Raw genomic sequence first — 26,324 nt, 5'->3', positions numbered from 1 at the left:
ACCGTCACGACTCGCTCGCGACCACGCCCGGCTGGAGACAGCCGGGCGTTTCAGTTCTCGAAGTCGAAGCGCACCAGCCAGCCGTCGTTCCCCGCATGAAGCCTGGCCCGGCCGTCATGGCGACGCTGCAGGTGGCCGATCAGGCGCTCCAGCCGGGCAGGTTCCTCGTGCGGCCCCGGCTGCCAGCGCACCTCCATCGCCAGGTGCAGCTCGTCATAGACGAGGGACACCCCCAGTTCGGTCTCGCCCCCCCGGGACCACACCTCCTCGCACAGCTCCACCAGCGCCGGGCTGGCCCGTCGGACCACGTCCGGCCGCGCGCCCCAGGCCGCCCCCTGTCGCTCCATGAAGCGAAAGATCTCCTCCCCGGGGACCCGCCCCTTCCAGCACGCTGCGGCACGACGTGACACGCCGATCCCCATCAGCAGGTGCAGGCAGACGGCCAGGGTCGTGGAGAAGGCCAGCGGGCTGGCCAGGAAGGCCGCCGCCCAGGGCGGCGCCTGGGCGGCGGCCCCGGGCACCAGCTCCAGTCCCAGCCCGGCGAGCACGGCGAGCCCCACCACGAAGGTGCGCCGCGAGTCGAGCAGCCGCGAGACGATCATCTCCAACCCCGAGATGACCAGGAAGCAGGCCGTGTAGAGCAGCCCTGCGCCCATCACCGGGGCCGGCATCAGGGTGATCGCCGCCGTCAGCTTGGGTACGAAGGCCAGGGCGATGAACATGCCACCGACGACGATGCCGATGTGGCGGGAGGTCGCGCCGGTGGCGGCGGTGAGTCCGATGTTGCCGGCGCTCATGGAGGTGCCGACACCTCCCAGCACGCCGGAGGCCAGGTTGCCGACCGAATCGGCAACGATCCCGCCACGGATCGAGCGCATGTCGGGCCGTTTCCAGTGGACGTCGTTGGTCATCTGGGCACTGGTGATGAGCCCCAGCACCTTGATGTTGGCCGCCAGGCTGGCGATCACGAAGGGCACGACGAGCAGTGGACTGAACGACAGCTCCAGGGCGGGCGCCGCAGGCAGGCCGACCCAGGGCTGGGCCACCAGCTGGTCGAGCAGCGAACGATCGACCACGCCCAGCCACAGGCTCAGGACGTAGCCGGCAAGCAGCCCCAGCAGCGTCGCATAGAGGCGAACCCGGCCGACTCGCGAGATGGTGCAGACCACCATGGCGGCCAGGGTGACGAGCCCCACCGTCAGGGCATCGGGGTCGACCGTCCCCGTCTCGCCGAGCCCCAGCAACAGCGGCAGCGCCACCCCGATGATCGACAGGCCGGTCATCAGCACCACCACGCCGCAGACTTCCGGCGGGAAGAGCCGCCGCAGCCGCCCCAGCACCTGGGAGAAGACCAGCCCGAACAGGCCGATCATCAGGGTCATGCCGAAGACCAGGGAAATGCCGCCGAGATTCACCGCCAGCAGCAGCGGCGGCAGGTAGATCACCGAGGTGATCGCCGGCGCCAGGTAGCCGCAGCCGACCGGGCCCAGGCGACGGAACTGCAGCAGGGTAGTCAACCCCATGGCGATCAGCGACATGCTCACCAGAGAGGCGATCTCACGGGGCGCCAGCCCCCCTTCCAGGCCGATCAGCACGGGCACGGCCAGGTACATGAAGGCAATGAACACGTGCTGGGCCCCCAGCACCAGCATGGTGACGGCCGGGGGGCGGTCCTCCAGGCCGTAGATGAGATCCGCGGGGGTGGCCGAGTCGCGCCTGAGGGCCACGTACAGGCGTGCCACCTCGATGGCGATGCCGCCCTGGGCGGCCAGGTTGTTCAGCAGCTGAAGGTCGGCGGCATTGAAGTGGCGCGGTGACTCGCTGCCGACCACCACCACCCCGATCAACCGGTTGCGCGACTTGATGGGGCTACAGATGATCGAGCACAGGCCGCCGTCGGCCAGCACCGGGCGCGGGTCGGCCTGCACATCGTTGACGATCTCGCCGACGCCGCTTTGCAGCACCGTCCCCAGGGGATCGTTGCCGACCTCCAGGGTCGCGCGCGAGTGGAAGGGCATGCCGCAGCACCGGAATCGCTCCAGGCTGCCCGTCTCCTCGTTGAGCAGCAGCACGCAGGCGCTGTCGCACCGCAGGAAGCGCTTCGCCTCCTCGACCACCAGCGCCATCACCTCGCCGTCATCGGGCGCTCCCAGCAGCCGATCGGTGACCTGATAGAGCATCGACAGCTCGCGGTACTTGGCCAGCGACTCCGCGGCCAGGGCGCGGTTCTCCTCGTTGAGCTCGGCACAGGCGGACAGGAAGTCGGCCAGCTCGGCGGCCCGCTTCCCCTCGACGTAACCGATCCGGGTGCCCCCGACCCGCACCGGCTCGGGCCAGCCGGTGCGCTGGCGAGGGTCGCCCAGCAGGGCGTGGCCGAAGGGGTCGCTGATCACCGCCGCAGCGAAGGGTGGCCGCTGGGTCAGTTCACGCAGCGCGGGCTGGCCCAGCAGGCGGCGCAGGATGCCGCCGTCGTCGCACGGCTCATCCTCCGGCGACGACTCGGCCGGCCCCCTCGACCTCATGCCCCCCGCGCCTCGATGACCCGGCGCGACACGGCCAGGAGCTCGTCGGGATCGAAGGGCTTGGTCATGTAGCAGTCGGCCCCCACCCGGTCACCCTGCTGTCGGTCGTACTCCTGGCCCTTGGCGGTCAGCAGCATGACGTAGGCCGAGCGAAGCATCGCATCGGCCTTGACCTCGGCACAGACGTCGAAGCCGTCACGACCCGGCATCATGATATCCAGGATGATCATGTCCGGGCGCTGGTCGCGGATCACGGCCAGGGCCTCCTCGCCGTCACCGACGGGGAAGAGCGTCACCCCCTCCTCCTCGAGTTCCTCCAGGCTCTGCTGGATGAGGCGGCGAATATGGGGCTCATCGTCGCAGATCAGGATCTTCGCGGTCATGGACTCTCCTTCATCTCGGGGATCGCGCCCGACTCGGCGACCGGCAGGGTGAAGGCGAAGCGGCTGCCCTTCCCCGGCTCGCTCTGAACGCGCATTTCGCCGCCCAGGTGCGTGACGATCTCGCGGCAGATCGCCAGCCCCAGGCCGGTGCCGGTCGGCTTCTCCGTCAGGGTGTCGCCCACCTGCTGGAACTTGTCGAAGATCCGCTGCAGGTCCTCGGGCGCGATTCCTCGCCCCGTGTCGCTGACGGCAAGCTCGACGCGACCATCACCGAGGTCGGCGGCACTGCAGCGGATCCGCCCGTGCGGCGTGAACTTGACCGCGTTCGAGATCAGGTTGATCAGCACCTGAACCACCCGATCGCGGTCGGCGCGGACCCGGGGCAGGGTCTCCGGCAGCGCCATCTCGAAATGCAGCCCCTCCCGGGCATGCAGGGCGGCGGTGGCATCGGCGGCCAGCGCCATCAGCGTGCGGGGCTCGACCGCCTCGAGGCGCCAGCACATCTTGCCCGCCTCGATCTTCTCCAGGTCGAGCAGGTTGTTGATCAAGGTGGTGAGCCGCACGCCCTCGGTGAGGATGATCTCGATGTTGTCACACACCTGGGCCATGGCCTCCCCCACCCGCGGCGCTCGGGTGTCGACCCGCGGCCACACGTAGCGCTCCAGGCGGCGCTGGATGATGCGCGTGAACCCGAGGATCGAGGTCAGAGGCGTACGCAGCTCGTGGCTGACGTTGGCCAGGAACACCGACTTGGCCACGTTGGCCTGCTCGGCCGTGTGGCGCGCCTCCTCGAGCAGCACCTCGCGTCGACGCAGCTCCCGGGTGACCCGGTCGAACACGCCGACGGCACGCGCCATCTCGCCGATCTCGTCGCGACGCCACTGGCCGGGCACCTCGACCACCGGCCTGCCCTCGGCCACCGAGGTCATGATGCCGATCAGCCGGGCGATCGGCAGCGAGATGGCACGCCCGATGTAGAGGGTGATCAGCACCGAGAAGAGGATGATGATCGCCGACCCGGCCATCAGCATGGCGGCCAGTCGTCCGACATGCCGTTCGGCCTGGTCGACGGTGTGCTGTGCGGACGCCAGCGACCGCTCGGTCAGTTCGGTGATGTAGCTCTGCAGCTGCTGGTAGTGGGCCATGAGGCTGCTCATGGCCACGCTGTCGATCGACGGCCCGCCTATCAGCCGCTCCGAGACCGCGCGGTGAATGGTCAGGAAATCCTGGATGTTGGCGATCACATCCGTCTCGCCGGTCCCCTCGGCATCTTGCCGGAGCGCCTCGAAGGTCGCCTCGATACGCGCGTAGCGATGCAGGATCGAGCGCCGGAGTTCGACCAGCACCAGGTCATCCTCCGGGAGGCGCTCGCGACGCTGGGCATAGCGCAGCACGTCGGCCTGCACCTCGGAGACACCGAGCAACAGCTGGGTGGCGGAATTGGTCGCCCGGGCCAGGGGGCCATGCACCACCTCGAGGAAGGTGGCCTGCTGGCGGCGAAGCACCTGGTCGAATATCAGGATGGTCGTCAGCATCAGCAGGATGATGATGCCGGGAGCGACGAAGACCTGGGCCTTGATCGACCAGTTTCCCGATAGCGTCATGGCAGGCGCCTCCCGGTTCGCGCTCATTGACCGTCGGCCGCACAGCTCGCCGACACCAGGGAGACCGGCTGGCCTCTGGGCACTATCCCGTCCAGCGGACGGCAGCCCTCCGCCCAGCACAGGGTGTAGCCTCCCACCCGGTCGGAGTTGGCCAGGTGCACGGCGGAAAGCGGTCCCAGGGCGGGGACGTAGTGCCACCAGCGGCCAAGGCGAACGGCCGTGGCGGGCGGCTCCATGCCGGCACCGAACGCCTCGATCCTCGCTTCGGTGATCAGTACCCCGCCGGCCAGTGCCTGGTAGTCCTCCTCCCAGCGACTCCCCTCGACGCTGTGGCGCCAGCCCAGGGTCAGGGTGGCCGTCGGCAGCACCACGGCCGCGGCAGCGGTGACGAGCCCCAGGCAGAACGGCGCCATGTGAGCCTCCATCAGGGTGACTCCGCAAGGCCAAGCTCGCGGAAGTAGCGCAGGGCGCCAGGGTGGGCCGCGACGGGGCGAGTGGCCAGGGCATGCTCCAGGCGGATCGCACGGGCCGCCGGATGGGCGGCATGGATCCTGTCCAGGTTGTCGTAGATCGCCCGGGTGATGCGATAGACCAGCGCCTCGGGCACGTCGGCACTGGTGACGAAGAAATTGCTGAGCGCCGCGGTGGGCACCGGTTCCGCCTGGCCGGGATAGCTGTCCGGCGGGATGGCAATGGGCTGGAACCGTGAACTTGCCGTCATGAGGTGCGGAGCGATGGGCACGAAGCTTACCGCGGTGCGCCTTGCCGCCTCGCCGACGGCGGCCACGCCGAGACCCGCCGAGATGATCACCGCATCGAGGTCCCCGCTCACCAGCCGCTCGACGCCCTCACCGTAGTGCAGGTACTCGACCTGCAGCAGGTCCGCATAGCTCAGGCCGGCGGCACCCAGCAGGGCACGGGCCGATATCTCGGTGCCGCTGCGCGCGGCGCCGACCGAGACGCGCTTGCCCGCCAGGTCCTCCAGCACCACGACCCCCGCATCCGTCCTTGCCAGCAGGTGGATGAAGTCCGGGTAGGCCGCCCCCAGCAGCCGGATCTTGTCCCGCGCGGCCGCGAAGCCCGCCTCGGGCCGGCCTGCCCAGGCGTCCGCCAGGATATCGCCCTGGGCCAGGGCCAGCACGCCGGCCCCGCGCTGCAGCAGGTTGAGGTTCTCCACGCTGGCCTGGGTGGAGATCACGCGGAAACGATGCTCGGGAATGGACTCCTCGAGCAGCACCTTCAGCGCCTGGCCGACCGGGTAGTAGACACCCGAGGTACCGCCGGTGAGGATCGCCAGCTCACTCGCCACGGCGACGGGCGCCAGGCACAGCATCACGCCCGCCAGCAGGGCCCTGGCGCGGCGGCGTAGCGCTCCCCCTCTCATGGCATCACCCCCGCCTGTCGGAAGTAGCGGGCGGCTCCCGGGTGAAGGTCGATCGGGAGCGTTGCCACGGCGCCCTCGCGGGAGATCACCTCGGCCGCCGGATGAGCGGCGTAGATCGACTCCAGGTTGTCGAAGATTGCCCGGGTGATCCGGTAGACCAGGGCGTCGGGGGCCTCGGACGTCGTGACCAGGAAGTTGTTGAGCGCCGCGGTGGGCACCGCCTCGGCCTGGCCGGGATAGCTCCCCGCCGGAATGACGCCGGGCATGAACATGCTCGCCCGGCGCTCGATGAACTCGGGAGCGATGGGCACCAGGTCCACCCGGGCCCGCCGACTCGCCTCGGTGACGGCCGCCACGCCGAGCCCGGCCGAGACGATCACCACGTCGAGCTCTCCTCTCACCAGCAGTTCGACGCTCTCGCCGTAGTGCAGGTACTCGACCAGGGTCAGATCCGCGTAGCTGAGGCCTGCGGCGCCGAGCAGTGCCCGAGCGTTGAGCTCGTTGCCGCTGCGTGCGGCGCCCACCGAGACGCGCTTGCCCGCCAGGTCCTCCAGGGAGGTGATGCCGGCGTCTGACCTGGCCAGCAGGTGGATGAAGTTGGGGTAGGCGGCCCCGATCAGGCGGATCCGGGTTCGCGAACTGGGAAAGCCGGCCTCGGGGTTGCCCTCCCAGGCATCGGAGAGGATGTCGCCCTGGGCCAGGGCGATGATGCCCTCGCCCTTCTGCAGCAGGTTGAGGTTCTCGACCGAGGCCTGGGTCGAGACGACGCTGAAGGTGTGCTCGGGCAATTCCCGGTCGAGCACGCTCTTGAGGGCCAACCCGACGGGATAGTAGACCCCGGAGGTACCGCCGGTAAGGATCGCATAGTGGTCCGCCATGGCCTGCATTGACAGCAGGGTACCGAAGAGCAGGCCAAGCAGCCGTCTTGTTGTTGTTGTCATGGTCCACCTCGGCGAAGGATGCCGCCACGGCCTCAGCGCAGATCGAGCGCGCGCCGGCGGGTTGCCGAGCGGCGCATCACACCTGTACGAGGTCAATGTCCAGCTTAGTGCCTAACCGGGTGGCTGTCGCCGTCAGGCGTCACATGGCACCCTGCCCCGTCTCTCTCCGCCGGCGCGGGGTTTGCCAATGGCCACGGGTTGCCCCACTATTCCGGCCAGGGCACGCCCCCCACTCCAACACTCGGCTCCGGACGCTCGATGTTTCGCACCCTGACGCTGCTGCGCTCCCTGCAGGGCGCCCACCACTCCCTCAAGGATGCCCAGGCCACCGTGCAGCAGGCCTGCGACTATCGCTGGCTGCGCGAGGCGCTGCGCGGCGGCGTGATCACCCGCACCGATGCCGCCCTGGCCGACGGCACCCCGGCGGTGGTCGTCACCCTGTCCTTCGTCGCCACCCCGGCACGCCTCGCCGGCGGCAAGTGGCCTGAAGACCCGGCGGAGCGAGAGCGTTGCTTCGTCGTGGGCACCCATGCCTGCCGGGCCGCCGGGGCCCCGCGCTACCGCACCCTGGAGAGCCTCTCCCAGGGGCTGGTGCACGGGGCCGCCGCGGTGCTCACCGATACGGCGCGCTTCCAGTACCTGCTGGACCAGCAGGCCCTGCGGCTGACCTGGCGGCGCCCCGGCGGGCTGCCCGAGGCGCTGGCCCACCGCCTGCTCGGCACCGAGACCGCAGGCCACCACGGGTGCTTCCTGCTCGAGGTTCGGGTGCCCTCGCCTCCCGTGGAGGGTGCCCCTTCCGGCGCCTGGCTCGACCGGATGCTGGATCGCTACCGGCGCATCCTGCCGCGCTCCGCCGCCCCCTGACGAAAACGACGGCGCCCGGCCGAGGCCGGGCGCCGTCGAGGCAGGACGGGGATGGGCGTCAGGCCTTCCTGACCTTGGCGATCACCCAGAGCAGCACCACGGCACCGACGATGGCGGTGACCAAGGAGCCGATGAAGCCGCCGGCCTGCAGCCCCAGCAGGCTGAACAGGAAGCCGCCGATCACCGCGCCCACGACCCCTACGCCGATGTTGCCGAGGATGCCGAAGCCGCCCCCGCGCATGATATGGCCGGCGATCCAGCCCGCCAGGCCGCCGATGATCAACCAGGCAATCAGTCCCATGTGTCGCTCCTTGTGAGATGGGTTTCCTAGAAGGAGGAGCCCGGCTGCTCGAGAAAGGCCAGCTCCTCCGGGGTCGAGGATCGCCCCAGGATGGCGTTGCGATGCGGGTAGCGCCCGAAGCGGGCGATGATGTCGCGGTGGCGATGCTCGAAGCGCAGGTTCTCCTCCAGCCCCGGCTGGTCGAACAGGCCGAGCGCCTCGTCGTGGATGGCCAGCGACTCGCTGTGCATCCAGGGCATGTAGAGGAAGGCACGCCAGGCGACGTCCAGGTGGCGGTCGATGCGGTGGGCCACTGCCTCCTGGGCCAGCACCAGCGCCACCGGATCCCGGGCGAAGGCCAGGGGCGTGTCGCGGTGGATATTGCGCGAGAACTGGTCGAGCACGATCACCTCGGCCAGGCGTCCCCGGGCCGAGAGCCGCCACGACCACAGCTCGCCGCGCCCGGCGGCCTCCAGCAGCGCAGCGAAGCGTGTCGCGATCTCGGCATCGAGGGCCGGGTCCTTGCGGAACCACTGGGCCGGCTCGAGTTCGCCGAACCAGAACCCGATCACCTCGTCCACCGCAGGCAGTCTCGCCATGTCGTTCCTCCTCACTCGGGACGCTTCGGTGGCATCACGACTCCTGATACCATTCCCGGCACCACACGGCAACCCGAGGAGCCTGCATGTCTCCCCAGCACTTCCTGGAGATGGCCACCTTCACCTTCAACCTGGTCGGCCTGGTGGTCTGCATCGGCGGCCTCACCCTGGCCCACCGCACCCGCCACCGCGTGCCCGGCTACCTGCTCGCCGGCCTGGGCTTCCTGATTGCCGCCTCGCCGGTGCTCTACCCGCTGATCGCCACGCCCGCTCCCTGACCCGCCACGGAACCCAGACCATGCGCCAGCCCCTGGCCCGCGAACTCCATGACCTGCTCGAGCGTGGCCGCGACCGCCAGCTGCGGCTGGCGGTCACCGGCCTGTCGCGCTCGGGCAAGACCGCCTTCCTCACCTCGCTGGTCAACCAGATGCGCCATGCCGGCCTGGAGGCCAGGCTCGACCTGCTGCCGGCGGCGCGGGAGGGGCGCCTGCTCGGCGCCCGCCGCGTCAATCAGCAGGACCTGGGCGTGCCGCGCTTCCCCTATGACCAGGCCATGGCCGCCCTGGAGGAGACGCCCCCGCGCTGGCCGGAGCCGACCCGCGGCATCAGCGAGCTGCGCCTGGCGATCCGCTACCGCCCGCCCCGGCGTGGCCTGCTGGGCAGCGACACCCGCCAGCTGACCCTCGACCTCTTCGACTACCCCGGCGAGTGGCTGCTCGACCTGCCGCTGCTGGCCCACGACTACCCCGGCTGGTGCCAGGCCCAGCAGGCACTGACCGGCACCGAGCGGCGCTCGCTGTTTGCCGACTGGCATGCCGCGGTAGCGGCCCTGGACCCCACCGCCGAGGCCGACGAGGCCCAGCTGGCCGCCATCGCCGAGCGGTATGCCGAGGGGCTGCGCGCCGCGCGGGAGGCGGGCTTCGCCGACCTGCAGCCGGGACGCTTCCTGCTGCCCGGCGAGCTGGCCGGCGCCCCGGTCCTGCAGTTCTTTCCGTTGCCCGGCCTGGCGCGGCTCGACCCGGCCGAACGCGAGCGCCTGCCGCCGGAGAGCAACTACGCGACCCTGGCCCGGCGCTTCCAGTACTACCAGCAGCATATCGTCAGGCCGTTCTACCGGGAGCACTTCCGCCGCTTCGACCGCCAGATCGTGCTGGTGGACCTGCTCGGCGCCCTGAATGCCGGGCCGGAGCGCTTCCAGGACCTCTCCCGGGCCCTGGCCACGCTGATGCAGAGCTTCGACTATGGCCAGCGCAGCCTGCTGTCGCGGCTGTTCGCGCCGCGCATCGACCGCCTGGCCATCGCCGCCACCAAGGCCGACCACGTCACCCCGGAACAGCATGGGCGGCTGGTCGGGCTGCTCGAGGCGCTGCTCGCCGAGCCCCTCAAGGACCTGCGCTTCGCCAGTGTCCCGGTACGCGCCCTGTCGCTGGCATCGATCCGGGCCAGCGAGGCGCGGGAGGTGGAGCACCGCGGGCAGAGGTCCCCGGCGCTGCGCGGCACCTCCCTGGACGGGGAGCCCCTGCTGCTGTTTCCCGGCGAGGTACCCGACCGGCTGCCCGATGCCGACTTCTGGGCCCGCCAGGGGTTCCACTTCCCGGCCTTCCGCCCGCTGCCCCTGGAGGGAGGGGCCCTGCCCCATATCCGCCTGGATGCCGCCCTGGACTGGCTGATCGGAGACAAGCTGACATGACCGAGCCCCGCGATCCGCGCCCCGGGCGGCGTTTCACCCTGGAGGAGCCCCCTCACGACCGGCCCGAGGCGCCTGACCCGCGCCCCGCCGAGCCGTACGACGCCGGCCTGCCCAGCCAGGCGCTGCCGAGCCCGGACGACCAGGCCGCGGCGGATGCCCTGGACGCCTGCCTGGCCCCTCCCCGGCGACGGCGCTGGGGGCTGCTGGTGCTGCTGGGCGGCACCCTGGGGCTGGGTGCCCTGGAGGCCGGGCTGACCCTGCAGGCGGCAACCCTGGGCGGCGACTGGCTGGCGGGCGCCTGGAGCCTGCTGCTGCTGCTGGCCCTCGGCCTGGGAGGTGGCGCCCTGCTGCGCGAGCTGTGGCGGCTGCGGCGGCTGCGCCGCCATGAGCGGCTGCGCGAGCGGCTGGCGGCGCTGCCCGGCGCCGAGACCCGGGCGGCCATGGCAGCCGCCGAGGCCCTGAGAGAGGGGCTGGGGCTGGACGAGGATCACCCCCACTGGCAGGGCTTTTTCGCCGCCCGCCAGGCCCACCACGACGGGCGCGACATCCAGCTGCTACTGGACCACCACCTGCTCGCCCCCCGCGACCGGGAGGCGCGCCGGCTGATCTCGCGGATGTCCGGCGAGACGGCGGTGATGGTGGCGGTCAGCCCCCTGACCCTGGTGGACATGGCCCTGGTGGCCTGGCGCAGCCTGGCGATGATCGACCGCCTCTGTCGGCTCTACGGACTGGAGCTGGGCTATGCGGGGCGGATCCGGCTGCTGCGCAGCGTGCTCCACCAGATGGCCTTCGCCGGGGCCACCGAGATGGCCGGCGAGGCGGGCATGGACATGCTCTCCCTGAACCTGGCCGGCCGGATCTCGGCGCGGGCCGGCCAGGGGCTGGGCATCGGCCTGCTCAGCGCTCGCCTGGGATTGCGCACCCAGCGCCTGACCCGCCCGCTGCCCTTCACGACCCAGGAGGCCCCGCGCATGAGCGACCTGCGCAGCGAACTCTGGCAGCAGCTGCGTCGGCTGGAGAGCCGCGACTCGCCGGATGCGCGGCGCTGAGCCCCGCGGCGACTTGACCGGGGTCATGACAGCCCGTCCCCGAAGCGCTAGGATCAAGGCATCGTCCATCCAACCCATCAAGGAAGTCCGCCATGTTCAAGTCCATCCTGGTCCCCGTCGACGGCTCCGAGCATGCCCAGAAGGCCCTCTCCGTGGCCTGCCAGCTGGCCCGCCAGGAGGAGGGCTGCACGCTGCACCTGGTGCACATCCCCGAGGAGCTCGCCCACGAGACCACCCTGGTCTGGGGCATCGGCGCCATCGCCATCGAGGCCTCCCGCGAGGAGCGCGAGGAAGCCGGCAAGCTGGTGATGAGCCGTGCCGCCGAGGCCGCCCGCGAGCAGGGGGCCACCAACATCGAGACGGTGATCGGCCAGGGCGATCCGGCCCGCACCATTCTCAGCGAGTCACGCCGCCGTGGCGTGGACGCCATCGTCATGGGCAGCCGCGGCCTCAGCGACCTGCAGGGCTTCGTGGTCGGCAGCGTCTCCCACAAGGTGGCTCACACCGCCGAGTGCACCGTCATCACCGTGCGCTGACCCCCGTCCCCCCACCCACCGACGGCGCCCCGCGGGGCGCCGTCGGCGTTCCGGCACGGCCGGATGACCCGGCCCCGGCACCAGCGTCGGCGAACCATCCCGACGCAAGCCGCTGATTCCCCATGGGGCGCACGCCCGGCGTTTGGCCCCGGGCCAGGGAATCCGTATAGTGGCCCCCTACTCCCGCCACCCGATCGTGACCATGCTGCAGAACAACGCCCTGCTTGCCCAGCTCAAGCAACAGATCCGCGAGACCACGCCCCGCGTCGAGGGGGTGATCAAGGCCACCCAGAAGGCCTTCGGCTTCCTCGAGACCGACGAGGGCGACTCCTATTTCGTGCCGCCCCCCGCGATGAAGCAGGTGCTGCACGGCGATCGTGTCCAGGCGGTCGTCCACGAGGAGGGCGACAAGAAGAGCGCCGAGCCCGACACCCTGATCGAAGCCGGGCTGTCGCGCTTCATCGCTCGCGTCCAGCTCCGCGAGGGGCGTCTCGCCGTGGTGCCCGACCACCCCTCGATCAAGAATGTCCTGAAGGCGCGCATCAAGCGCAGCCTGGACGAGGCGAGCATCGCCGACGGCGACTGGGTGGTGGCCCGCCTGGTGCGTCATCCCCTCAAGCCCGATGACCGCGCCTTCTTCACCCAGATCGACGAGCTGGTGGCCAAGGCCGACGACCCCGCCGTGCCATGGCGGGTCACCCTGGCCCGCCACGCTCTGGAGCAGGAGTGCCCGGATGCCGGCGACGACTGGCCGCTGCTCGACGAGGGCCTCGAGCGCGAGGACCTCACCGCCGAGCCCTTCTTCACCATCGATAGCGAGAAGACCCGCGACATGGACGATGCCCTGCGCATCGTTTCCCGCGAGGATGGCGGCTGGAACCTGAGCGTGGCCATCGCCGACCCCACCGCCTACGTCGAGGAGGGCCACGCGGCGGACCTGGAGGCGCGCACCCGGGCCTTCACCGTCTACCTGCCGGGCCAGAACGTCACCATGCTGCCCGAGCAGCTGGCCGACGACCTCTGCTCGCTGTGGGAGGGCAAGGAGCGCCCGGTGCTGGCCTGCACCCTCACCGTGCACGCCGACGGCAGCCTGGGCGACTATCGCTTCTTCGCGGCCACCGCGCAGTCCCACGCCAAGCTGGCCTATGACCGCGTCTCCGACTGGCTGGAGGGCCAGGGCGACTGGGCCCCGGACGAGGCGATCGCCGGGCAGCTCAAGGCCCTGCGCGACCTCACCGAGGCCCGCAGCGCCTGGCGCGCCGAGCATGCGCTGGTGTTCAAGGACCGTCCCGACTACGTCTTCGACCTGGACGAGGCCGGCAACGTGCTGGACATCCGCACCGAGGAGCGGCGCATCGCCAACCGCATGATCGAGGAGTCGATGATCGCGGCCAACGCCTGCTGCGCCGACCTGCTCGCCAGGCACGTGGGCCACGGCATCTTCAACGTGCATCGCGCCTTCGAGCCCGAGAAGGCCGAGGCGGCCCAGGAGTTCCTCGCCAGCCAGGACATCCAGGTGGAGCGCGAGCAGCTCACCGAGCTGTCCCGCTACACCGAGCTGAAGCGCGAGCTGGAGGGTCGCGACGACCCCTGGCTCGATGTGCGCCTGCGCCGCTTCCAGGGCTTCACCAGCATGTCGGCCCGGCCCGGCCCCCACTTCGGCCTCGGCCTGCCGGCCTACGCCACCTGGACCTCGCCGATCCGCAAGTACGGCGACATGGTCAACCACCGCCTGATCAAGCGGGTGCTCAAGGGCGAGCAGGCGCCGGCCGAGGCCAGCCTCGAGCTCACCGAGCAGCTCACCGAACGCCGCCGGCTCAACCGCATGGCCGAGCGCGACGTCAAGGACTGGCTCTACGTGCGCTACCTGAGCCCGGCCGCCGAGGCCCAGGAGGCCTTCGACGCCGAGATCATCGCCATCAACCGGGGCGGCATGCGGGTGCGCCTGACCGCCAACGGCGCCACCGCCTTCATCCCCGCCCCGCTGATGCACAGCGACCGCGACAAGGTGGTGATCGACGACAAGGAGGGCCGCATCCAGGTGGAGGGCGAGGAGCGCTTCAAGCTCGGCGACCATATCCGCGTGGCGCTGACCGAGGCCCGCGAGGAGACCCGCTCGCTGGTGGGACGCCCCACCGAGTGACGGCGGGGGCGCCGCCCCAGGACCACGCAACAGCGATCCGGCCCCGGTGGAGACCCCACCGGGGCCGGCTCGTTGTGACCCGGTCAATCCGAGCCAGCCGCCCATCGACTCGGGCATCAAGTCGCTCTCGCCGCCATCCCGTGTAGGAGATCGGCTTACCCGGCATGGGGGGCGAAGTCGGCAATGTCGGCTGCGTTGAGGCGTCCGGCGGCCAGGCCATCGCCCTTTGTGACGCATTGTGACAAGGTTGGGGATCATGCAACCCAGCCTCCACGGGACCCGGATGCCATGGCAGCACGACTCGGCCTGCGCGGAAAATCGGTCAGCTTCCTGCTGCTGGCCTGCCTGCTGGCACTGATTCCGGCCGGGCTGATCGGCTGGAAGGCGGTCGCCGAGGTACGCGACCACTTCGCCGGTGCCTACGCCGAGCAGTACACCCTGCTGCAGATGCAGCGGGTGACCGCGCCCGTGACGCGGGAGCTCGCCCTCTCCCGGCGCTTCGCCGACTCGGTGGTGACCCGGGAATGGCTGCGCGCACCGGACGACCCGGCGCGCCAGGCACGATTCCTCGCCGAGGCCGAGGGCTTCCGCCAGCACTTCGCCAGCCGCGCCTACTTCGTCGTCGACCATGCCTCCGGGGACTACTACCTCGGCGACGGCTCCCGGGACAACGGGGCGGATCCGCGCTACCGCCTCTCGCCGGAGGCCCCCGACGATGCCTGGTACTTCGCTACCATGGGCAGCACCTCCACCTACGACATCAACGTCGGCACCGACCGGGCCCTCGAGCGGGCCATGGTCTGGATCAACGTCAAGGTGATGGACAACGGCGCCCTGCTGGGCCTGGCCGGCGGCGGCATCGACCTGCAGCAGTTCATCCGGCGCTTCCTCGGCAGCCCGCCGCCCGGCATGACCCCGATGCTGGTCGACGCCCGCGGCACCCTCAAGGTGCATCCCGACAGCGCCCGCATCGCCCTCGATTCGGGCCGCAACCCCCAGGAGGCGGGCGCCGGACAGCGGATCCAGGCCATGGTCGGCGAGAGCGACCGGGAGCCGCTGCGCCGGGCCATGCACGACGCCATGCGCCGTCCCGGCACCGTGGTCTCCCTGGAGGCCGAGCTGGAGGGAGCCCCCCGGCTGATGAGCGTGGGTTACCTGCCGGAACTCCAGTGGCTGCTGGTCACGGCCCTGGACCTCCAGGCCGCCCCGCTCCTCGAGGGGCGCTGGCTCTGGCCCCTGGTGCTGGCCTTCGGCCTGCTGCTGGCGCTGCTGATGGCCAGCTTCGCCTACAGCACCCATCGCCTGATCCTCGCCCCGCTGCACCACCTGAAGCGCTCCGCCCAGGCCATCGCCGAGGGGCACTACCGCTCGCGGCTGCCCACCGAACGGCATGACGAGATCGGCGAGCTCTCGCGCTCCTTCTCCCATATGGCGCGCCGGGTGGAGCACTACACCCGCGACCTCGAGGGGCAGGTCCGCCAGCGCACCCAGGCCCTGGAGGAGGCTCATGCGCAGATGCTGTCGGCCCACCGCCAGCTCGAGGCCTCCATCCAGTACGCCAGCATCATCCAGCAGGCGATCCTGCCCGACGACGCCCTCGAGCAGCACCTGCGGCATCGCTACGCGGTGCTCTGGAAGCCCCGCGATGTGGTGGGCGGCGACTTCTATGTCTTCCGCGCCACCGAGCGCGGGTACCTGCTGGGCATCGTGGACTGCGCCGGGCACGGCGTGCCGGGGGCCATGATGACCATGCTCGCCCGCGCCATCATCGACCACGCCCTCGCCCAGGAGGGCGCCCAGGACCCGGCCGCCCTGCTCGGCGAGATCGACCGCCAGGGCCGGACGCTGCTGCCCCGGGAGCAGCTGCCCGCCTCCATCGCCACCAGCATGGACATCGGCCTGGCGTGGGTCGATCCCGCCGCCGGCACGCTGACCTACGCCGGGGCCAAGATCGACCTGCATGCCAGCGACGGCGAGCGCCTGGAGATTCTGGCCGGCCACCGCCGCGCCCTCGGCCATCGCCGGCCGGCCCGCTACGAGAACCGGGTGGCGCCGCTGCGCCCCGGCTGGACCTATACCCTGTGCAGCGACGGTTTCCTCGACCAGGCCGGCGGCAGCGACGGCTTCGGCTTCGGCAACCGCCGCTTCCGGGCGCTGCTGCTGGACCAGGCCGCCAGGCCCCTCGAGCAGCAGATGGCGGCCTACGAGGCGGCCCTGCGTGCCCACCAGGGGGAGCTTCCCCAGCGCGACGACATCACGCTGCTGGCCTTCCGCCTCGAGCCGGAGGCCCCTGCTGCCGCTTCCCCCCTGCCACCCGAGGAGACGGGAGACACCCGCTGAGGAGAGCCCATGGACCTGCTGAGCATGCGCGAGAGCTACCAGCGCGACCGCATCATGCTGTGCTTCAACGGCCCCATCTCGCGCAGCCTGATCGAGGAGATCGGCAAGGCGCTGCGCAACTACCTGGACACCCAGCAGGCGACCCCGTCGGCCGCCATGGACGTGTTCGCCGTGTACATCGAGATGACCCAGAACATTCGCCACTATGCCCGTCAGCGGGGCTACGACGAGGCCCAGGCCTCGGCCACGGTGGCGGTGGCCAGGGACGCCGAGGGGCGCTACCTGATCTCGGCGGGCAACCTGGTCGAGCTGGCCGACGGCGAGCGCCTGGTGCGCACGGTCGAGGCGCTGGGGCCGCTGGACCGCGCCGAGCTCAAGGCCGCCTACAAGCAGCAGCTGCGTCGCCCCCGCGAGCCCGAGGGCGGCAGCGGCGCCGGCCTGGGGCTGCTGGACATGGCCCGCAAGACCTCTCGCCCCCTGCAGGCCTCGCTGCAGGCATTGCCCGACGGGCAGGGTTTCTTTAGCCTGACCGCTACCATCTGAGGGGTACCATGATCACCATGACGCAAGACCTCGACATTCCCGGCAGCCAGTCGACACCGGCCATCCAGAGCAGCTGGCAGGCAGGCCGGCTGGCGATGCAGGGCGACTCCTACCCCGAGAACTCCTATGAACTCTTCGACCAGGTGATCGACTGGGTGCGCCGCTACCTCGAGGAGGAGGCACGGCCGCTGCACCTCTCCCTGGCGCTGGTCTACCTCAACACCAGCTCGGTGAAGGCGATGATGGATATCTTCGACCTGCTCGAGGAGGCCCACGGCGAGGGCCGCGAGGTCTCCGTCGAGTGGCGCTACGACCCCCGCAACGAGCGCATCGCCGAGCTGGCCGACGAGTTCCGGGAGGACTGCAGCTACCCCTTCGCCATCACCCCGACGGCGGCGCCGGCATGACACGCCGGGACGAGCAGGCGCTGCTCGAGCGGGTCGAGGCGCTGCTGGCGGAGCCAGACCATGCCGGCCACCCCCTCCACGAGGTGCTGGAGGCCCTCGCCGCCCAATACCGCAGCCAGCAGCATCAGCTGGAGCGCCTGATCAGCATCTCCGACCGCTACCAGCAGCTGGCCCTGGAGGCGCGCCAGGTCACCCAGAAGCGCTACGAGCGCAGCCTGCGCCGCCAGCAGAAGCTGTCGCGCATCTCCGATGGCTACCAGGCGATGATGCGCGAGCGCAACCAGGCGCTCCACCAGGCCTCCACCCACGACCCCCTCACCCAGCTGGCCAACCGTCGACTGATCGACGAGCGGCTTCGCCAGCTCGAGGCCGCCGGCCGGCCCTATACCCTGGCCCTGCTGGACATCGACCGTTTCAAGAGCATCAACGACCGCCATGGCCACGACGTCGGCGACCGGCTGCTGGTAGCCATCGCCGCCACCATGCGCGAGGTCCTGCGCGAGTCCGACCTGTGCGGACGCTGGGGCGGCGAGGAGTTCATCCTGCTGCTCGCGGAGACCCGGCTCGACGAGGCGCGCCGGATCGTCGAGCGGCTGCGCGAGCGCGTGTCGGCCGTCACCATCACCAGCTGCGAGGAGCGGCTATCGGTGACGCTGAGTGCCGGGATCAGCGAGCACCGCATCGGCGAGCGCCACCTGACCACGCTGCAGCGCGCCGACCAGGCCCTGCTGGAGGCCAAGCGCAACGGCCGGGACCGCTGCCTGACCGCCGACCGCTGAGGCCTGAAGGGCCCCGAAATGCAGGACGGGCACCCCTGGGGGTGCCCGTCCTGTGGTTCCACGCCTGTCGGCAGGGAGCGGCTTACCAGCCGGTCACTTCCTTCAGGGCGTCGCCGATCTCGGCCAGCGAACGCACGGTCTTCACGCCGGCGTCCTCGAGGGCGGCGAACTTCTCGTCCGCGGTGCCCTTGCCGCCGGAGATGATCGCACCGGCGTGGCCCATGCGCTTGCCCGGAGGGGCGGTGACGCCGGCAATGTAGGAGACCACCGGCTTGGAGACGTTGGCCTTGATGTAGGCCGCTGCCTCTTCCTCGGCGGTGCCGCCGATCTCGCCGATCATCACGATCGCCTCGGTGGCCGGGTCCTTCTCGAACATCTCGAGGATGTCGATGAAGTTGGAGCCCGGGATCGGGTCGCCGCCGATGCCCACGCAGGTGGACTGGCCGAAGCCGTGGTCGGTGGTCTGCTTGACCGCCTCATAGGTCAGGGTGCCGGAGCGCGACACGATACCGACCTTGCCCGGCTTGTGGATGTGGCCCGGCATGATGCCGATCTTGGTCTCGCCGGGGGTGATCACGCCCGGGCAGTTCGGGCCGATCAGGCGCACACCCAGCTCGTCGCACTTCACCTTGACGTCGAGCATGTCGAGGGTGGGGATGCCCTCGGTGATGCAGACGATCAGCTTGATGCCGGCGTTGGCGGCCTCGAGGATGGAGTCCTTGCAGAACGGGGCCGGCACGTAGATCACGCTGGCCTCGGCGCCGGTCTTCTCGACGGCTTCCTTGACAGTGTTGAACACCGGCAGGCCCAGGTGCTCCTGGCCGCCCTTGCCCGGGGTCACGCCGCCGACCATCTGGGTACCGTAGGCGATCGCCTGCTCGGAGTGGAAGGTCCCCTGGCCGCCGGTGAAGCCCTGGCAGATGACCTTGGTGTTCTTGTCGATCAGGATACTCATTACTTGCCCTCCGCTGCCTTGACGACCTGCTGAGCCGCATCGGTCAGACTGGTAGCAGCGATGATGTTCAGACCACTGGAGGCCAGCTTCTCGGCACCCAGCTCGGCGTTGGTACCTTCCAGGCGCACCACGACCGGCACGTTGACGCCGACCTGCTCGACGGCACCGATGATGCCCTCGGCGATCATGTCGCAGCGCACGATGCCACCGAAGATGTTGACCAGCACGGCCTTGACGTTGTCGTCGGAGAGGATCAGCTTGAAGGCCTCGGCGACGCGCTCCTTGGTGGCACCGCCGCCCACGTCGAGGAAGTTGGCCGGGGAGCCGCCGTGGAGGTTGACGATGTCCATGGTGCCCATGGCCAGGCCGGCGCCGTTGACCATGCAGCCGATGTTGCCGTCCAGCGCCACGTAGTTGAGCTCCCACGCGGCCGCCTCGGCCTCGCGCGCGTCCTCCTGGGAGGGGTCACGCATCGCCTGCAGGTCCGGATGGCGGTAGAGGGCGTTGCTGTCCAGGTTGATCTTGGCGTCGAGGCAGTGGAGGTTGCCCTCGTCGGTGATCACCAGCGGGTTGATCTCGAGCAGCGCCAGGTCCTTGTCGTGGAACAGCTTGGAGAGGCCCAGGAAGATCTTGGTGAACTGCTTCACCTGATCGCCCTTGAGGCCCAGGGCGAAGGCCAGCTCGCGGGCCTGGTAGGGCTGGGCACCGACCAGCGGGTCGATCTCGGCCTTGAGGATCTTCTCGGGCGTCTCCTCGGCAACCTTCTCGATCTCGACGCCGCCCTCGGTGGAGGCCATGAAGACCACGCGACGGGTGGCACGGTCGACCACGGCGCCCAGGTAGAGCTCCTCGGCGATGTCGGTGCAGTTCTCGACCAGGATCTTGGCGACCGGCTGACCCTTCTCGTCGGTCTGGTAGGTCACCAGGTTCTTGCCCAGCCACTGCTCGGCAAAGGCCTTGGCCTCCTCCGGGCTCTTGATCAGCTTGACGCCGCCCGCCTTGCCGCGACCACCGGCGTGGACCTGGGCCTTGACCACCCACATCTCGCCGCCGATCTTCTTGCAGGCTTCCGCCGCTTCCTCGGGGGTGTCGACGGCGAAGCCCTTGGACACCGGCAGACCATAGTCGGCAAACAGCTGTTTGCCCTGATACTCGTGAAGGTTCATCGATTCATGCCATTGGTTGCATGTGACTCGAACGGTAACCGGGCCGACGCCCGAGCGGCGTGGCGTACACGGCTACCACCGACCCCTTCCGGTACATGGCCGGAAGGGATGCGCCGCCCGTCAGGGCGGCGCTTCTTGTCCTACTTGCGCTTCTTGCGGTTGGCCATGTGGATCGCATGGCCGTCCACGGCGAGCGCCGCCTCGTGCACCGCCTCCGACATGGTCGGGTGGGCGTAGCAGGTCAGCGCCAGGTCCTCGGCACTGGAGCCGAACTCCAGGGCGATGACGCCCTGGGCGATCATCTCGCCGGCGTGCTGGCCGACGATATGCATGCCCAGCACGCGATCGGTCTCGGCATCGGCGATGATCTTGGCCTGGCCCTCGGTGGCGTTGTTGGCCATGGCGCGGCCGCTGGCCGCGAACGGGAAGCTGCCGGTCTTGACCTCGATGCCGGCCGCCTTGGCGTCCTGCTCGGTCATACCGACCCAGGCCACCTCGGGGAAGGTGTAGATGACGTTGGGGATGGCGTCGTAGTTCATCTCGGCCTTGTGGCCGGCGATGATGTCCGCGACCATCACGCCCTCTTCGGACGCCTTGTGGGCCAGCATCGGGCCGCGCACGCAGTCGCCGATGGCATAGACGCCCGGCACGCTGGTGCGGCACTGGTCATCCACGTGGATGAAGCCGCGCTCGTCCAGCTCGATGCCCAGGCCGTCGGCGACCACGCCCTTGGTGTAGGGCTTGCGGCCGACGCAGACGATCAGCTTGTCGAAGGTCATCTCCTGGTCGCCGTCACCGTCGGTGTACTTGACGACCACTTCCTTGCCCTTGACCTCGGAGCCGGTGACGCGGGCGCCCAGCTTGATGTCCAGGCCCTGCTTCTTGAGCAGCTTCTGGGTCTCCTTGGCGATGGCGGTATCGACCATCGGCAGGAAGCTGTCCATGGCCTCGAGCACGGTGACCTCGGAACCCAGGCGGTTCCAGACGCTGCCCAGCTCCAGGCCAATGACGCCGGCGCCGATCACGCCGAGTCGCTTGGGCGTCTCGGTGAACTCCAGCGCGCCGGTGGAGTCGACGATCAGGCCCTCGGTGAGCGGCGTCGGCGGGATCTCCACCGGCACGGAGCCGGCGGCGATGATGATGCTGTCACCCTCGTAGGTGGTCGCCTTGCCGTCCTTGTCGGTGACCTCGACCTGCTTGGCGCCGGTCACCTTGCCGGTACCCTCGATGCCGGTCACGCCGTTGGCCTTGAACAGGCCGGCGATGCCACCGGTGAGGTTCTTCACGATCTTGTCCTTGCGGGCGATCATCTTCTTGACGTCCATCTGGACGTCGCCTGCCTGGATGCCCATGTCGTCGAAGTCATGCTTGGCCTCGACGAACTTGTGGGAGGCCTCGAGCAGCGCCTTGGAGGGGATGCAGCCCACGTTGAGGCAGGTGCCGCCGAAGACGACATTGCCTTCCTTGCCGATCCACTTCTCGACGCAGGCCGTCTTCAGCCCCATCTGGGCAGCACGGATGGCGGCCACGTAGCCGCCAGGGCCCGCGCCGATCACGATCACATCATACTTGTCAGCCATGTTGGCTCCCGTTGCATGTCTTGTGGTTCAGGCTTCGCCGGGATCTTCCGGCGTCTCGGGCCGTTCAGATGTCCAGCAGCAGACGTGACGGATCCTCGAGCAGCTCCTTGATGGTGACCAGGAACTGCACCGCGTCCTTGCCGTCGATCATGCGGTGGTCGTAGGAGAGCGCCAGGTACATCATCGGGCGGATCTCGACCTTGCCGTTCACCGCCATGGGACGCTCCTGGATCTTGTGCATGCCCAGGATGGCGGTCTGCGGCGGATTGAGGATCGGCGTGGACATCAGCGAGCCGAAGATGCCGCCGTTGGTGATGGTGAAGGTGCCACCCTGCATCTCGTCGATGCCGAGCTTGCCGTCACGGGCGCGCTTGCCGAAGTCGACGATGCCCTTCTCCACATCGGCGATCTTCATGCTGTCGGTGTCGCGCAGCACCGGGACCACCAGGCCGCGGTCGGTGGAGACCGCCACGCCGATGTCCTGGTAGCCGTGGTAGACGATGTCGGTGCCGTCGATGGAGGCGTTGACGTCCGGGAAGCGCTTGAGCGCCTCGGAGGCCGCCTTGACGAAGAAGCCCATGAAGCCGAGCTTGGTGTCGTGGGCCTTGAGGAAGGCGTCCTTGTACTGGGAACGCAGGTCCATCACCGCGCCCATGTCCACCTCGTTGTAGGTGGTCAGCATGGCGGCGGTCTGCTGGGCCTGGACCAGGCGCTTGGCGATGGTCTGGCGCAGGCGGCTCATCGGCACGCGCTTCTCGGGGCGCTCGCCCTCGACGGCCGGTGCCGCCGCGGCGGCCTTGGCGGCACCACCGGCCGGCTTGGCCGCCTTCTTCGCGGTGCCTTCCTTCACGGCCTTCTGCACGTCCTCCTTGAGGATGCGGCCACCCTTGCCGGTGCCTTCGATGCGGCTGACGTCGAGGTCGTGCTCGGCGACCAGCTTGCGCGCAGCGGGGGCGAGGATCTTGTCGCCCACCTTCTCGTCGCTGGCGCCGTCGTCGGCGGAAGCGGCCGGGGCCTCGTCGGCGGAGGTGTCGGCCTCGCCGCCGGCGCCCTCGGTGAAGATCGCCAGCACCGCCTCGGACTCGACCTGGCTGCCCTCCTCGGCCTTGATCTCGGCAAGCGCCCCGTCGGCCGGTGCCACGACCTCGAGCACCACCTTGTCGGTCTCGATCTCGGCCAGCACCTCGTCGCGCTTGACGGCTTCACCGACCTGCTTGTTCCAGCTGGCGACGGTGCCTTCCTGGATGGACTCGGGGAAGGTCGGCGCCTTCACCTCGTGCTGCTTGCCGCCACCCGAGGCCTTCTTCTCGGCCTCGGCGTCGCCCTTCGACTCGGCCTTGGCGTCGCTCTTCGACTCGGCCTTGGCGTCGGCCTTCTCGCTCTTCGGCTTGTCGCCGCCCTGGGCCTTGCCTTCCCCGATCCGGCCCAGCACCTGCTCCGACTCGACGGTGTCGCCCTCCTCGGCGAGCACCTCGGAGAGGGTGCCGGCTTCCGGCGCCAGCACCTCGAGGACCACCTTGTCGGTCTCGATCTCGACGATCAGCTCGTCGCGCTCGACGCTGTCACCCGGCTTCTTGTGCCAGGCGGCGACGCTGCCCTCGGCAACGGATTCCGGAAAGGTGGGTGCCTTGATCTCGGTAGCCATGTCGTTTCCCTTGTCTGTTCTCTCGTCCCGGTGGGCGCCTCAGAGATTGAAGGCGTCTTCCACCAGCTGGCGCTGCTGTTCGGTGTGCACGGACATGTAGCCCGCCGCGGGTGCTGCCGATGCCGGGCGACCGGCGAACTTGAGCTTGCCCCCCATGCCGTCGCGCAGCATGTCGGCTACCGCACGCATGTGATGCTGGCTCGGGTACCAGGCCCCCTGGTTGAGCGGCTCCTCCTGGCACCACACCACGTCGGTGACGTTGGTGTAGGCCTGGATCGCCTCGAAGAGCTCCTCCTTGGGGAAGGGGTAGAGCTGCTCCAGGCGCAGGATGGCCACGTCGTCACGCCCGTTCTCGGCCCGCCAGGCGGCCAGGTCGTAGTAGACCTTGCCGGCACACAGGATGATGCGCTCGACCTTCTCGGCCTCGAGGTTGCCCTGGTCGGACAGCACCATCTGGAAGTGGCCGTTGGCCAGCTCGTCGAGGGTCGAGGTCGCCTCCTTGTGGCGCAGCAGGCTCTTGGGCGACATCACCACCAGCGGCTTTCTCAGCTTGCGGATCACCTGGCGGCGCAGCAGGTGGAAGATCTGAGCCGGGGTGGTCGGCACGCAGACCTGCATGTTGTGCTCGGCGCACAGCTGCAGGAAGCGTTCCAGGCGGGCCGAGGAGTGCTCGGGCCCCTGCCCCTCGTAGCCGTGGGGCAGCAGCATGGTCAGGCCGCACAGCCGTCCCCACTTGGTCTCGCCGGAGGAGATGAACTGGTCCACCACCACCTGGGCGCCGTTGAAGAAGTCGCCGAACTGGGCCTCCCAGATCACCAGGTCGTTGGGCGCCGTGGTGGCATAGCCATACTCGAACGCCAGCACCGCCTCCTCGGAGAGGTAGGAGTCGTGGATGGTGAAGCACGGCTGGCCGTCGGCCATGTGCTGCAGCGGCACGTAGCTGGAGCCATCCTTCTGGTTGTGGATCACCGCATGGCGGTGGGAGAAGGTGCCGCGGCCGACGTCCTGGCCGGTGATGCGCACCGGGTGGCCCTCGTCGAGCAGGGTGGCGTAGGCCAGGGTCTCGGCGAAGCCCCAGTTCAGCGCCATGCCGCCGGCCTGCATCTTGCGGCGATCCTCGTAGATCTTGGCCACCTGGCGCTGCACGGTGATACCGTCGGGGATCTCGCACATCCTGGCGGCCAGCTGCTGCAGGCGCTTCATGTCGAAGCTGGTGTCGGTGTAGCCGACCCACTCGTGGCCCAGGTAGGGCTTCCAGTCGACGAACAGCGAGGTGTTGGGCTCCTGCACCAGGGCGTTGGCCACGTGGTTGCCGGCGATCAGGTCCTCGCGATAGGTCTCGATCAGCGCCTTGGCGTCCTCTTCGCTGATCACGCCCTCGCCGACCAGGCGCGCCGCGTAGAGCTCGCGGGCGGTCTTCTGCTCGCGGATCTTCTGGTACATCAGCGGCTGGGTGCCGGACGGCTCGTCGGCCTCGTTGTGGCCGCGACGGCGGTAGCAGACCAGGTCGATCACCACGTCCTTCTTGAACTGCTGGCGGTAGTCCAGCGCCACCTGGGTGGCGTGCAGCACCGCGTCGGCGTCGTCGCCGTTGACGTGGAAGATCGGCGCCTGGACCATCTTGGCGATGTCCGTGCAGTACTCGGTGGAGCGCGCATCCTGCGGGTGGGAGGTAGTGAAGCCCACCTGGTTGTTGATGACGATGTGCACCGTGCCGCCGGTCTTGTAGGCGCGGGTCTGGGACATCTGGAAGGTCTCCATGACCACGCCCTGGCCGGCGAAGGCCGCATCGCCGTGGACGTTGATCGGCAGTACCTTGTCACCGACCGGGTCGTCACGGCGATCCTGGCGGGCGCGCACCGAGCCCTCGACCACGGGAGCGACGATCTCCAGGTGGGAGGGGTTGAACGACAGCGCCAGGTGCACCTCGCCGCCCGGCGACATGACGTTGGAGCTGAAGCCCTGGTGGTACTTCACGTCGCCGGAGCCGCGCTCGATGACCTTCTTGCCGTCGAACTCGTCGATCAGCTCGCCGGGGTTCTTGCCGAGGATGTTGACCAGCAGGTTGAGGCGGCCGCGGTGGGCCATGCCGATCACCACTTCCTTGGTGCCGTAGCCGCCGGCACGCTGGATCAGCTCGTCCATCATCGGGATGAAGGCCTCGCCGCCCTCCAGGCCGAAGCGCTTGGTGCCCGGGTACTTGGAGGCCAGGTAGTTCTCGAGGCCCTCGGCGGCGGTCAGCCGCTCGAGCACGTGCCTGCGCACCTCGGGGCTGAACGTCGGCGCACTGCGCACCGACTCGAAGCGCTGCTGCAGCCAGCGCTTCTCCTCGGTGTCGACGATGTGCATGATCTCGCAGCCGATGGAGCGGCAGTAGGTCTGATCCAGCGCCGAGACGATATCCTTCAGCGGCGCGCGGTCCAGGCCCAGGAAGAAGGAGCCGGTCTGGAACTCGGTGTCGAGGTCGCTCTTCGACAGCTGGTGGAAGGAGAGGTCGAGGTCGGGGACGGGCGTCGGGCTGCGCAGGCCCAGGGGGTCGATGTTCGCCTTCTGGTGGCCGCGGAAGCGGTAGGCGTTGATCAGCTGGAGGACCTTGACCTGCTTGCGGCTCTCGTCGCTGTCCGAGGCGGCGGCTGCCACGCTGGTGCGACGGGCGCGGCCCAGCTGATAGAACTGGTCACGGATCGGGGCAAGCGGAACGTCATGGGAGGCGCTGCCTTCGGGGCGCGGCAACTGGTCGAAATACGTGCGCCACTCGCCGGGGACAGCATCGGGATCATCGAGGTACTGCTCGTAGAGCGCTTCCACATAGTGGGCATTGCCGCCACTGACGTGGGAGGAGCGCCACATCAACTCCATTATGCCTTGTTGCATCTCTCGGTCACCCTGCACTGATGGGGTGGTATCGGCGTCA

At 69.5% G+C, this 26,324-nt stretch carries 23 protein-coding genes; 10 read left to right on the top strand and 13 right to left on the bottom strand.

Features of this window, described 5'->3' with window-relative positions; genetic code table 11:
* Nucleotides 1-50: 50 nt before the first annotated feature.
* Genes BDK63_RS06040 through BDK63_RS06015 form a run of 6 tightly spaced genes read right to left on the bottom strand, consistent with a single transcriptional unit; the run spans nt 51 to nt 6,834 of the window.
* Nucleotides 51-2,522, bottom strand: coding sequence for a solute carrier family 23 protein (locus BDK63_RS06040; RefSeq protein WP_183330466.1), 2,472 nt, complete (start codon nt 2,520-2,522; stop codon nt 51-53).
* A complete protein-coding gene (locus tag BDK63_RS06035; protein WP_183330465.1) occupies nt 2,519-2,905 on the bottom strand; it encodes a response regulator transcription factor in 387 nt (128 codons plus the stop codon). The genes BDK63_RS06040 and BDK63_RS06035 overlap by 4 nt, the downstream gene beginning before the upstream one ends.
* Nucleotides 2,902-4,509: a HAMP domain-containing sensor histidine kinase gene (locus BDK63_RS06030; protein ID WP_183330464.1), complete on the bottom strand. Its 1,608-nt coding sequence runs from the start codon at nt 4,507-4,509 to the stop codon at nt 2,902-2,904. The genes BDK63_RS06035 and BDK63_RS06030 overlap by 4 nt, the downstream gene beginning before the upstream one ends.
* Before the next feature lie 23 nt (nt 4,510-4,532).
* Nucleotides 4,533-4,922: a DUF1850 domain-containing protein gene (locus tag BDK63_RS06025; RefSeq protein WP_183330463.1), complete on the bottom strand. Its 390-nt coding sequence runs from the start codon at nt 4,920-4,922 to the stop codon at nt 4,533-4,535.
* Between the two features lie 11 nt (nt 4,923-4,933).
* The gene (locus BDK63_RS06020; protein ID WP_183330462.1) at nt 4,934-5,893 is read right to left on the bottom strand and encodes a TAXI family TRAP transporter solute-binding subunit; all 960 of its coding nucleotides are present in this window, start codon (nt 5,891-5,893) and stop codon (nt 4,934-4,936) included.
* Nucleotides 5,890-6,834, bottom strand: a complete 945-nt coding sequence (locus BDK63_RS06015) for a TAXI family TRAP transporter solute-binding subunit (RefSeq protein ID WP_183330461.1) — start codon at nt 6,832-6,834, stop codon at nt 5,890-5,892. Before BDK63_RS06015 ends, BDK63_RS06020 begins: the two co-directional genes overlap by 4 nt.
* 258 nt (nt 6,835-7,092) lie before the next feature.
* Here BDK63_RS06015 and BDK63_RS06010 point away from each other — a divergent pair, with 258 nt between their 5' ends.
* Complete coding sequence (locus BDK63_RS06010; protein ID WP_183330460.1) at nt 7,093-7,698, top strand: hypothetical protein; 606 nt, start codon at nt 7,093-7,095, stop codon at nt 7,696-7,698.
* A 58-nt stretch (nt 7,699-7,756) separates the two neighbouring features.
* Here the strand turns inward: BDK63_RS06010 and BDK63_RS06005 are convergent, their stop codons facing one another.
* Entirely contained in the window at nt 7,757-7,999 is a 243-nt protein-coding gene (locus BDK63_RS06005; protein ID WP_183330459.1) for a GlsB/YeaQ/YmgE family stress response membrane protein, read from the bottom strand.
* A gap of 26 nt (nt 8,000-8,025) precedes the next feature.
* Nucleotides 8,026-8,577 carry a DUF924 family protein gene (locus BDK63_RS06000; protein WP_183330458.1) on the bottom strand — a complete coding sequence of 184 codons (552 nt, stop codon included), beginning with the start codon at nt 8,575-8,577 and terminating at the stop codon, nt 8,026-8,028.
* A gap of 86 nt (nt 8,578-8,663) precedes the next feature.
* On the opposite strand from BDK63_RS06000, the gene BDK63_RS05995 reads away from it, so the two are divergent.
* From BDK63_RS05995 to siaD, 9 genes are all read left to right on the top strand, one after another.
* A complete protein-coding gene (locus tag BDK63_RS05995) occupies nt 8,664-8,855 on the top strand; it encodes a hypothetical protein (RefSeq protein ID WP_183330457.1) in 192 nt (63 codons plus the stop codon).
* A gap of 20 nt (nt 8,856-8,875) precedes the next feature.
* On the top strand, nt 8,876-10,267 hold the full coding sequence (locus BDK63_RS05990; RefSeq protein ID WP_183330456.1) for a YcjX family GTP-binding protein: 1,392 nt from the start codon (nt 8,876-8,878) through the stop codon (nt 10,265-10,267).
* Entirely contained in the window at nt 10,264-11,316 is a 1,053-nt protein-coding gene (locus BDK63_RS05985) for a YcjF family protein (RefSeq protein WP_183330455.1), read from the top strand. The genes BDK63_RS05990 and BDK63_RS05985 overlap by 4 nt, the downstream gene beginning before the upstream one ends.
* Before the next feature lie 92 nt (nt 11,317-11,408).
* Nucleotides 11,409-11,852: a universal stress protein gene (locus tag BDK63_RS05980; protein WP_183330454.1), complete on the top strand. Its 444-nt coding sequence runs from the start codon at nt 11,409-11,411 to the stop codon at nt 11,850-11,852.
* 202 nt (nt 11,853-12,054) lie between these two features.
* A complete protein-coding gene (locus BDK63_RS05975) occupies nt 12,055-13,995 on the top strand; it encodes an exoribonuclease II (RefSeq protein ID WP_183330526.1) in 1,941 nt (646 codons plus the stop codon).
* A gap of 288 nt (nt 13,996-14,283) precedes the next feature.
* The gene (gene siaA / locus BDK63_RS05970; RefSeq protein WP_183330453.1) at nt 14,284-16,335 is read left to right on the top strand and encodes a biofilm regulation protein phosphatase SiaA; all 2,052 of its coding nucleotides are present in this window, start codon (nt 14,284-14,286) and stop codon (nt 16,333-16,335) included.
* A gap of 9 nt (nt 16,336-16,344) precedes the next feature.
* Nucleotides 16,345-16,878, top strand: coding sequence for a biofilm regulation protein kinase SiaB (gene siaB, locus BDK63_RS05965; RefSeq protein ID WP_183330452.1), 534 nt, complete (start codon nt 16,345-16,347; stop codon nt 16,876-16,878).
* Between the two features lie 8 nt (nt 16,879-16,886).
* Nucleotides 16,887-17,285 carry a biofilm regulation phosphoprotein SiaC gene (gene siaC, locus BDK63_RS05960; protein ID WP_281379238.1) on the top strand — a complete coding sequence of 133 codons (399 nt, stop codon included), beginning with the start codon at nt 16,887-16,889 and terminating at the stop codon, nt 17,283-17,285.
* The gene (siaD, locus tag BDK63_RS05955; protein WP_183330451.1) at nt 17,282-18,064 is read left to right on the top strand and encodes a biofilm regulation diguanylate cyclase SiaD; all 783 of its coding nucleotides are present in this window, start codon (nt 17,282-17,284) and stop codon (nt 18,062-18,064) included. Before siaC ends, siaD begins: the two co-directional genes overlap by 4 nt.
* An 82-nt stretch (nt 18,065-18,146) precedes the next feature.
* Here the strand turns inward: siaD and sucD are convergent, their stop codons facing one another.
* The 5 genes from sucD to BDK63_RS05930 all read right to left on the bottom strand — a co-directional run bounded on the left by sucD (nt 18,147) and on the right by BDK63_RS05930 (nt 26,284).
* Complete coding sequence (sucD, locus tag BDK63_RS05950; RefSeq protein ID WP_183330450.1) at nt 18,147-19,019, bottom strand: succinate--CoA ligase subunit alpha; 873 nt, start codon at nt 19,017-19,019, stop codon at nt 18,147-18,149.
* Nucleotides 19,019-20,185 carry an ADP-forming succinate--CoA ligase subunit beta gene (gene sucC / locus BDK63_RS05945; protein ID WP_183330449.1) on the bottom strand — a complete coding sequence of 389 codons (1,167 nt, stop codon included), beginning with the start codon at nt 20,183-20,185 and terminating at the stop codon, nt 19,019-19,021. The genes sucD and sucC overlap by 1 nt, the downstream gene beginning before the upstream one ends.
* Before the next feature lie 140 nt (nt 20,186-20,325).
* Complete coding sequence (gene lpdA / locus BDK63_RS05940) at nt 20,326-21,765, bottom strand: dihydrolipoyl dehydrogenase (protein WP_183330448.1); 1,440 nt, start codon at nt 21,763-21,765, stop codon at nt 20,326-20,328.
* 64 nt (nt 21,766-21,829) lie between these two features.
* Nucleotides 21,830-23,410, bottom strand: coding sequence for a 2-oxoglutarate dehydrogenase complex dihydrolipoyllysine-residue succinyltransferase (gene odhB / locus BDK63_RS05935; RefSeq protein ID WP_183330447.1), 1,581 nt, complete (start codon nt 23,408-23,410; stop codon nt 21,830-21,832).
* 39 nt (nt 23,411-23,449) lie between these two features.
* Entirely contained in the window at nt 23,450-26,284 is a 2,835-nt protein-coding gene (locus tag BDK63_RS05930) for a 2-oxoglutarate dehydrogenase E1 component (protein WP_183330446.1), read from the bottom strand.
* Between the last annotated feature and the right edge of the window lie 40 nt (nt 26,285-26,324).

Source organism: Halomonas campaniensis (assembly GCF_014193375.1).
GTDB lineage: Bacteria > Pseudomonadota > Gammaproteobacteria > Pseudomonadales > Halomonadaceae > Halomonas > Halomonas campaniensis.
This window is presented reverse-complemented; position numbering and strand designations above follow the sequence as displayed.

Bases quoted from the DNA above. Each gene is read 5' to 3' on its own strand.
- BDK63_RS06025 (WP_183330463.1), bottom strand. From the start codon at position 4,922: ATGGCGCCGTTCTGCCTGGGGCTCGTCACCGCTGCCGCGGCCGTGGTG.
- siaD (WP_183330451.1), top strand. From the start codon at position 17,282: ATGACACGCCGGGACGAGCAGGCGCTGCTCGAGCGGGTCGAGGCGCTG.
- BDK63_RS06005 (WP_183330459.1), bottom strand. From the start codon at position 7,999: ATGGGACTGATTGCCTGGTTGATCATCGGCGGCCTGGCGGGCTGGATC.
- BDK63_RS05975 (WP_183330526.1), top strand. From the start codon at position 12,055: ATGCTGCAGAACAACGCCCTGCTTGCCCAGCTCAAGCAACAGATCCGC.
- BDK63_RS06040 (WP_183330466.1), bottom strand. From the start codon at position 2,522: ATGAGGTCGAGGGGGCCGGCCGAGTCGTCGCCGGAGGATGAGCCGTGC.
- BDK63_RS05995 (WP_183330457.1), top strand. From the start codon at position 8,664: ATGTCTCCCCAGCACTTCCTGGAGATGGCCACCTTCACCTTCAACCTG.
- odhB (WP_183330447.1), bottom strand. From the start codon at position 23,410: ATGGCTACCGAGATCAAGGCACCCACCTTTCCGGAATCCGTTGCCGAG.
- BDK63_RS06035 (WP_183330465.1), bottom strand. From the start codon at position 2,905: ATGACCGCGAAGATCCTGATCTGCGACGATGAGCCCCATATTCGCCGC.
- sucC (WP_183330449.1), bottom strand. From the start codon at position 20,185: ATGAACCTTCACGAGTATCAGGGCAAACAGCTGTTTGCCGACTATGGT.
- BDK63_RS06010 (WP_183330460.1), top strand. From the start codon at position 7,093: ATGTTTCGCACCCTGACGCTGCTGCGCTCCCTGCAGGGCGCCCACCAC.
- siaC (WP_281379238.1), top strand. From the start codon at position 16,887: ATGATCACCATGACGCAAGACCTCGACATTCCCGGCAGCCAGTCGACA.
- lpdA (WP_183330448.1), bottom strand. From the start codon at position 21,765: ATGGCTGACAAGTATGATGTGATCGTGATCGGCGCGGGCCCTGGCGGC.
- BDK63_RS05930 (WP_183330446.1), bottom strand. From the start codon at position 26,284: ATGCAACAAGGCATAATGGAGTTGATGTGGCGCTCCTCCCACGTCAGT.
- BDK63_RS06000 (WP_183330458.1), bottom strand. From the start codon at position 8,577: ATGGCGAGACTGCCTGCGGTGGACGAGGTGATCGGGTTCTGGTTCGGC.
- siaB (WP_183330452.1), top strand. From the start codon at position 16,345: ATGGACCTGCTGAGCATGCGCGAGAGCTACCAGCGCGACCGCATCATG.
- BDK63_RS05990 (WP_183330456.1), top strand. From the start codon at position 8,876: ATGCGCCAGCCCCTGGCCCGCGAACTCCATGACCTGCTCGAGCGTGGC.
- BDK63_RS05980 (WP_183330454.1), top strand. From the start codon at position 11,409: ATGTTCAAGTCCATCCTGGTCCCCGTCGACGGCTCCGAGCATGCCCAG.
- BDK63_RS05985 (WP_183330455.1), top strand. From the start codon at position 10,264: ATGACCGAGCCCCGCGATCCGCGCCCCGGGCGGCGTTTCACCCTGGAG.
- BDK63_RS06020 (WP_183330462.1), bottom strand. From the start codon at position 5,893: ATGAGAGGGGGAGCGCTACGCCGCCGCGCCAGGGCCCTGCTGGCGGGC.
- sucD (WP_183330450.1), bottom strand. From the start codon at position 19,019: ATGAGTATCCTGATCGACAAGAACACCAAGGTCATCTGCCAGGGCTTC.
- siaA (WP_183330453.1), top strand. From the start codon at position 14,284: ATGGCAGCACGACTCGGCCTGCGCGGAAAATCGGTCAGCTTCCTGCTG.
- BDK63_RS06015 (WP_183330461.1), bottom strand. From the start codon at position 6,834: ATGACAACAACAACAAGACGGCTGCTTGGCCTGCTCTTCGGTACCCTG.
- BDK63_RS06030 (WP_183330464.1), bottom strand. From the start codon at position 4,509: ATGACGCTATCGGGAAACTGGTCGATCAAGGCCCAGGTCTTCGTCGCT.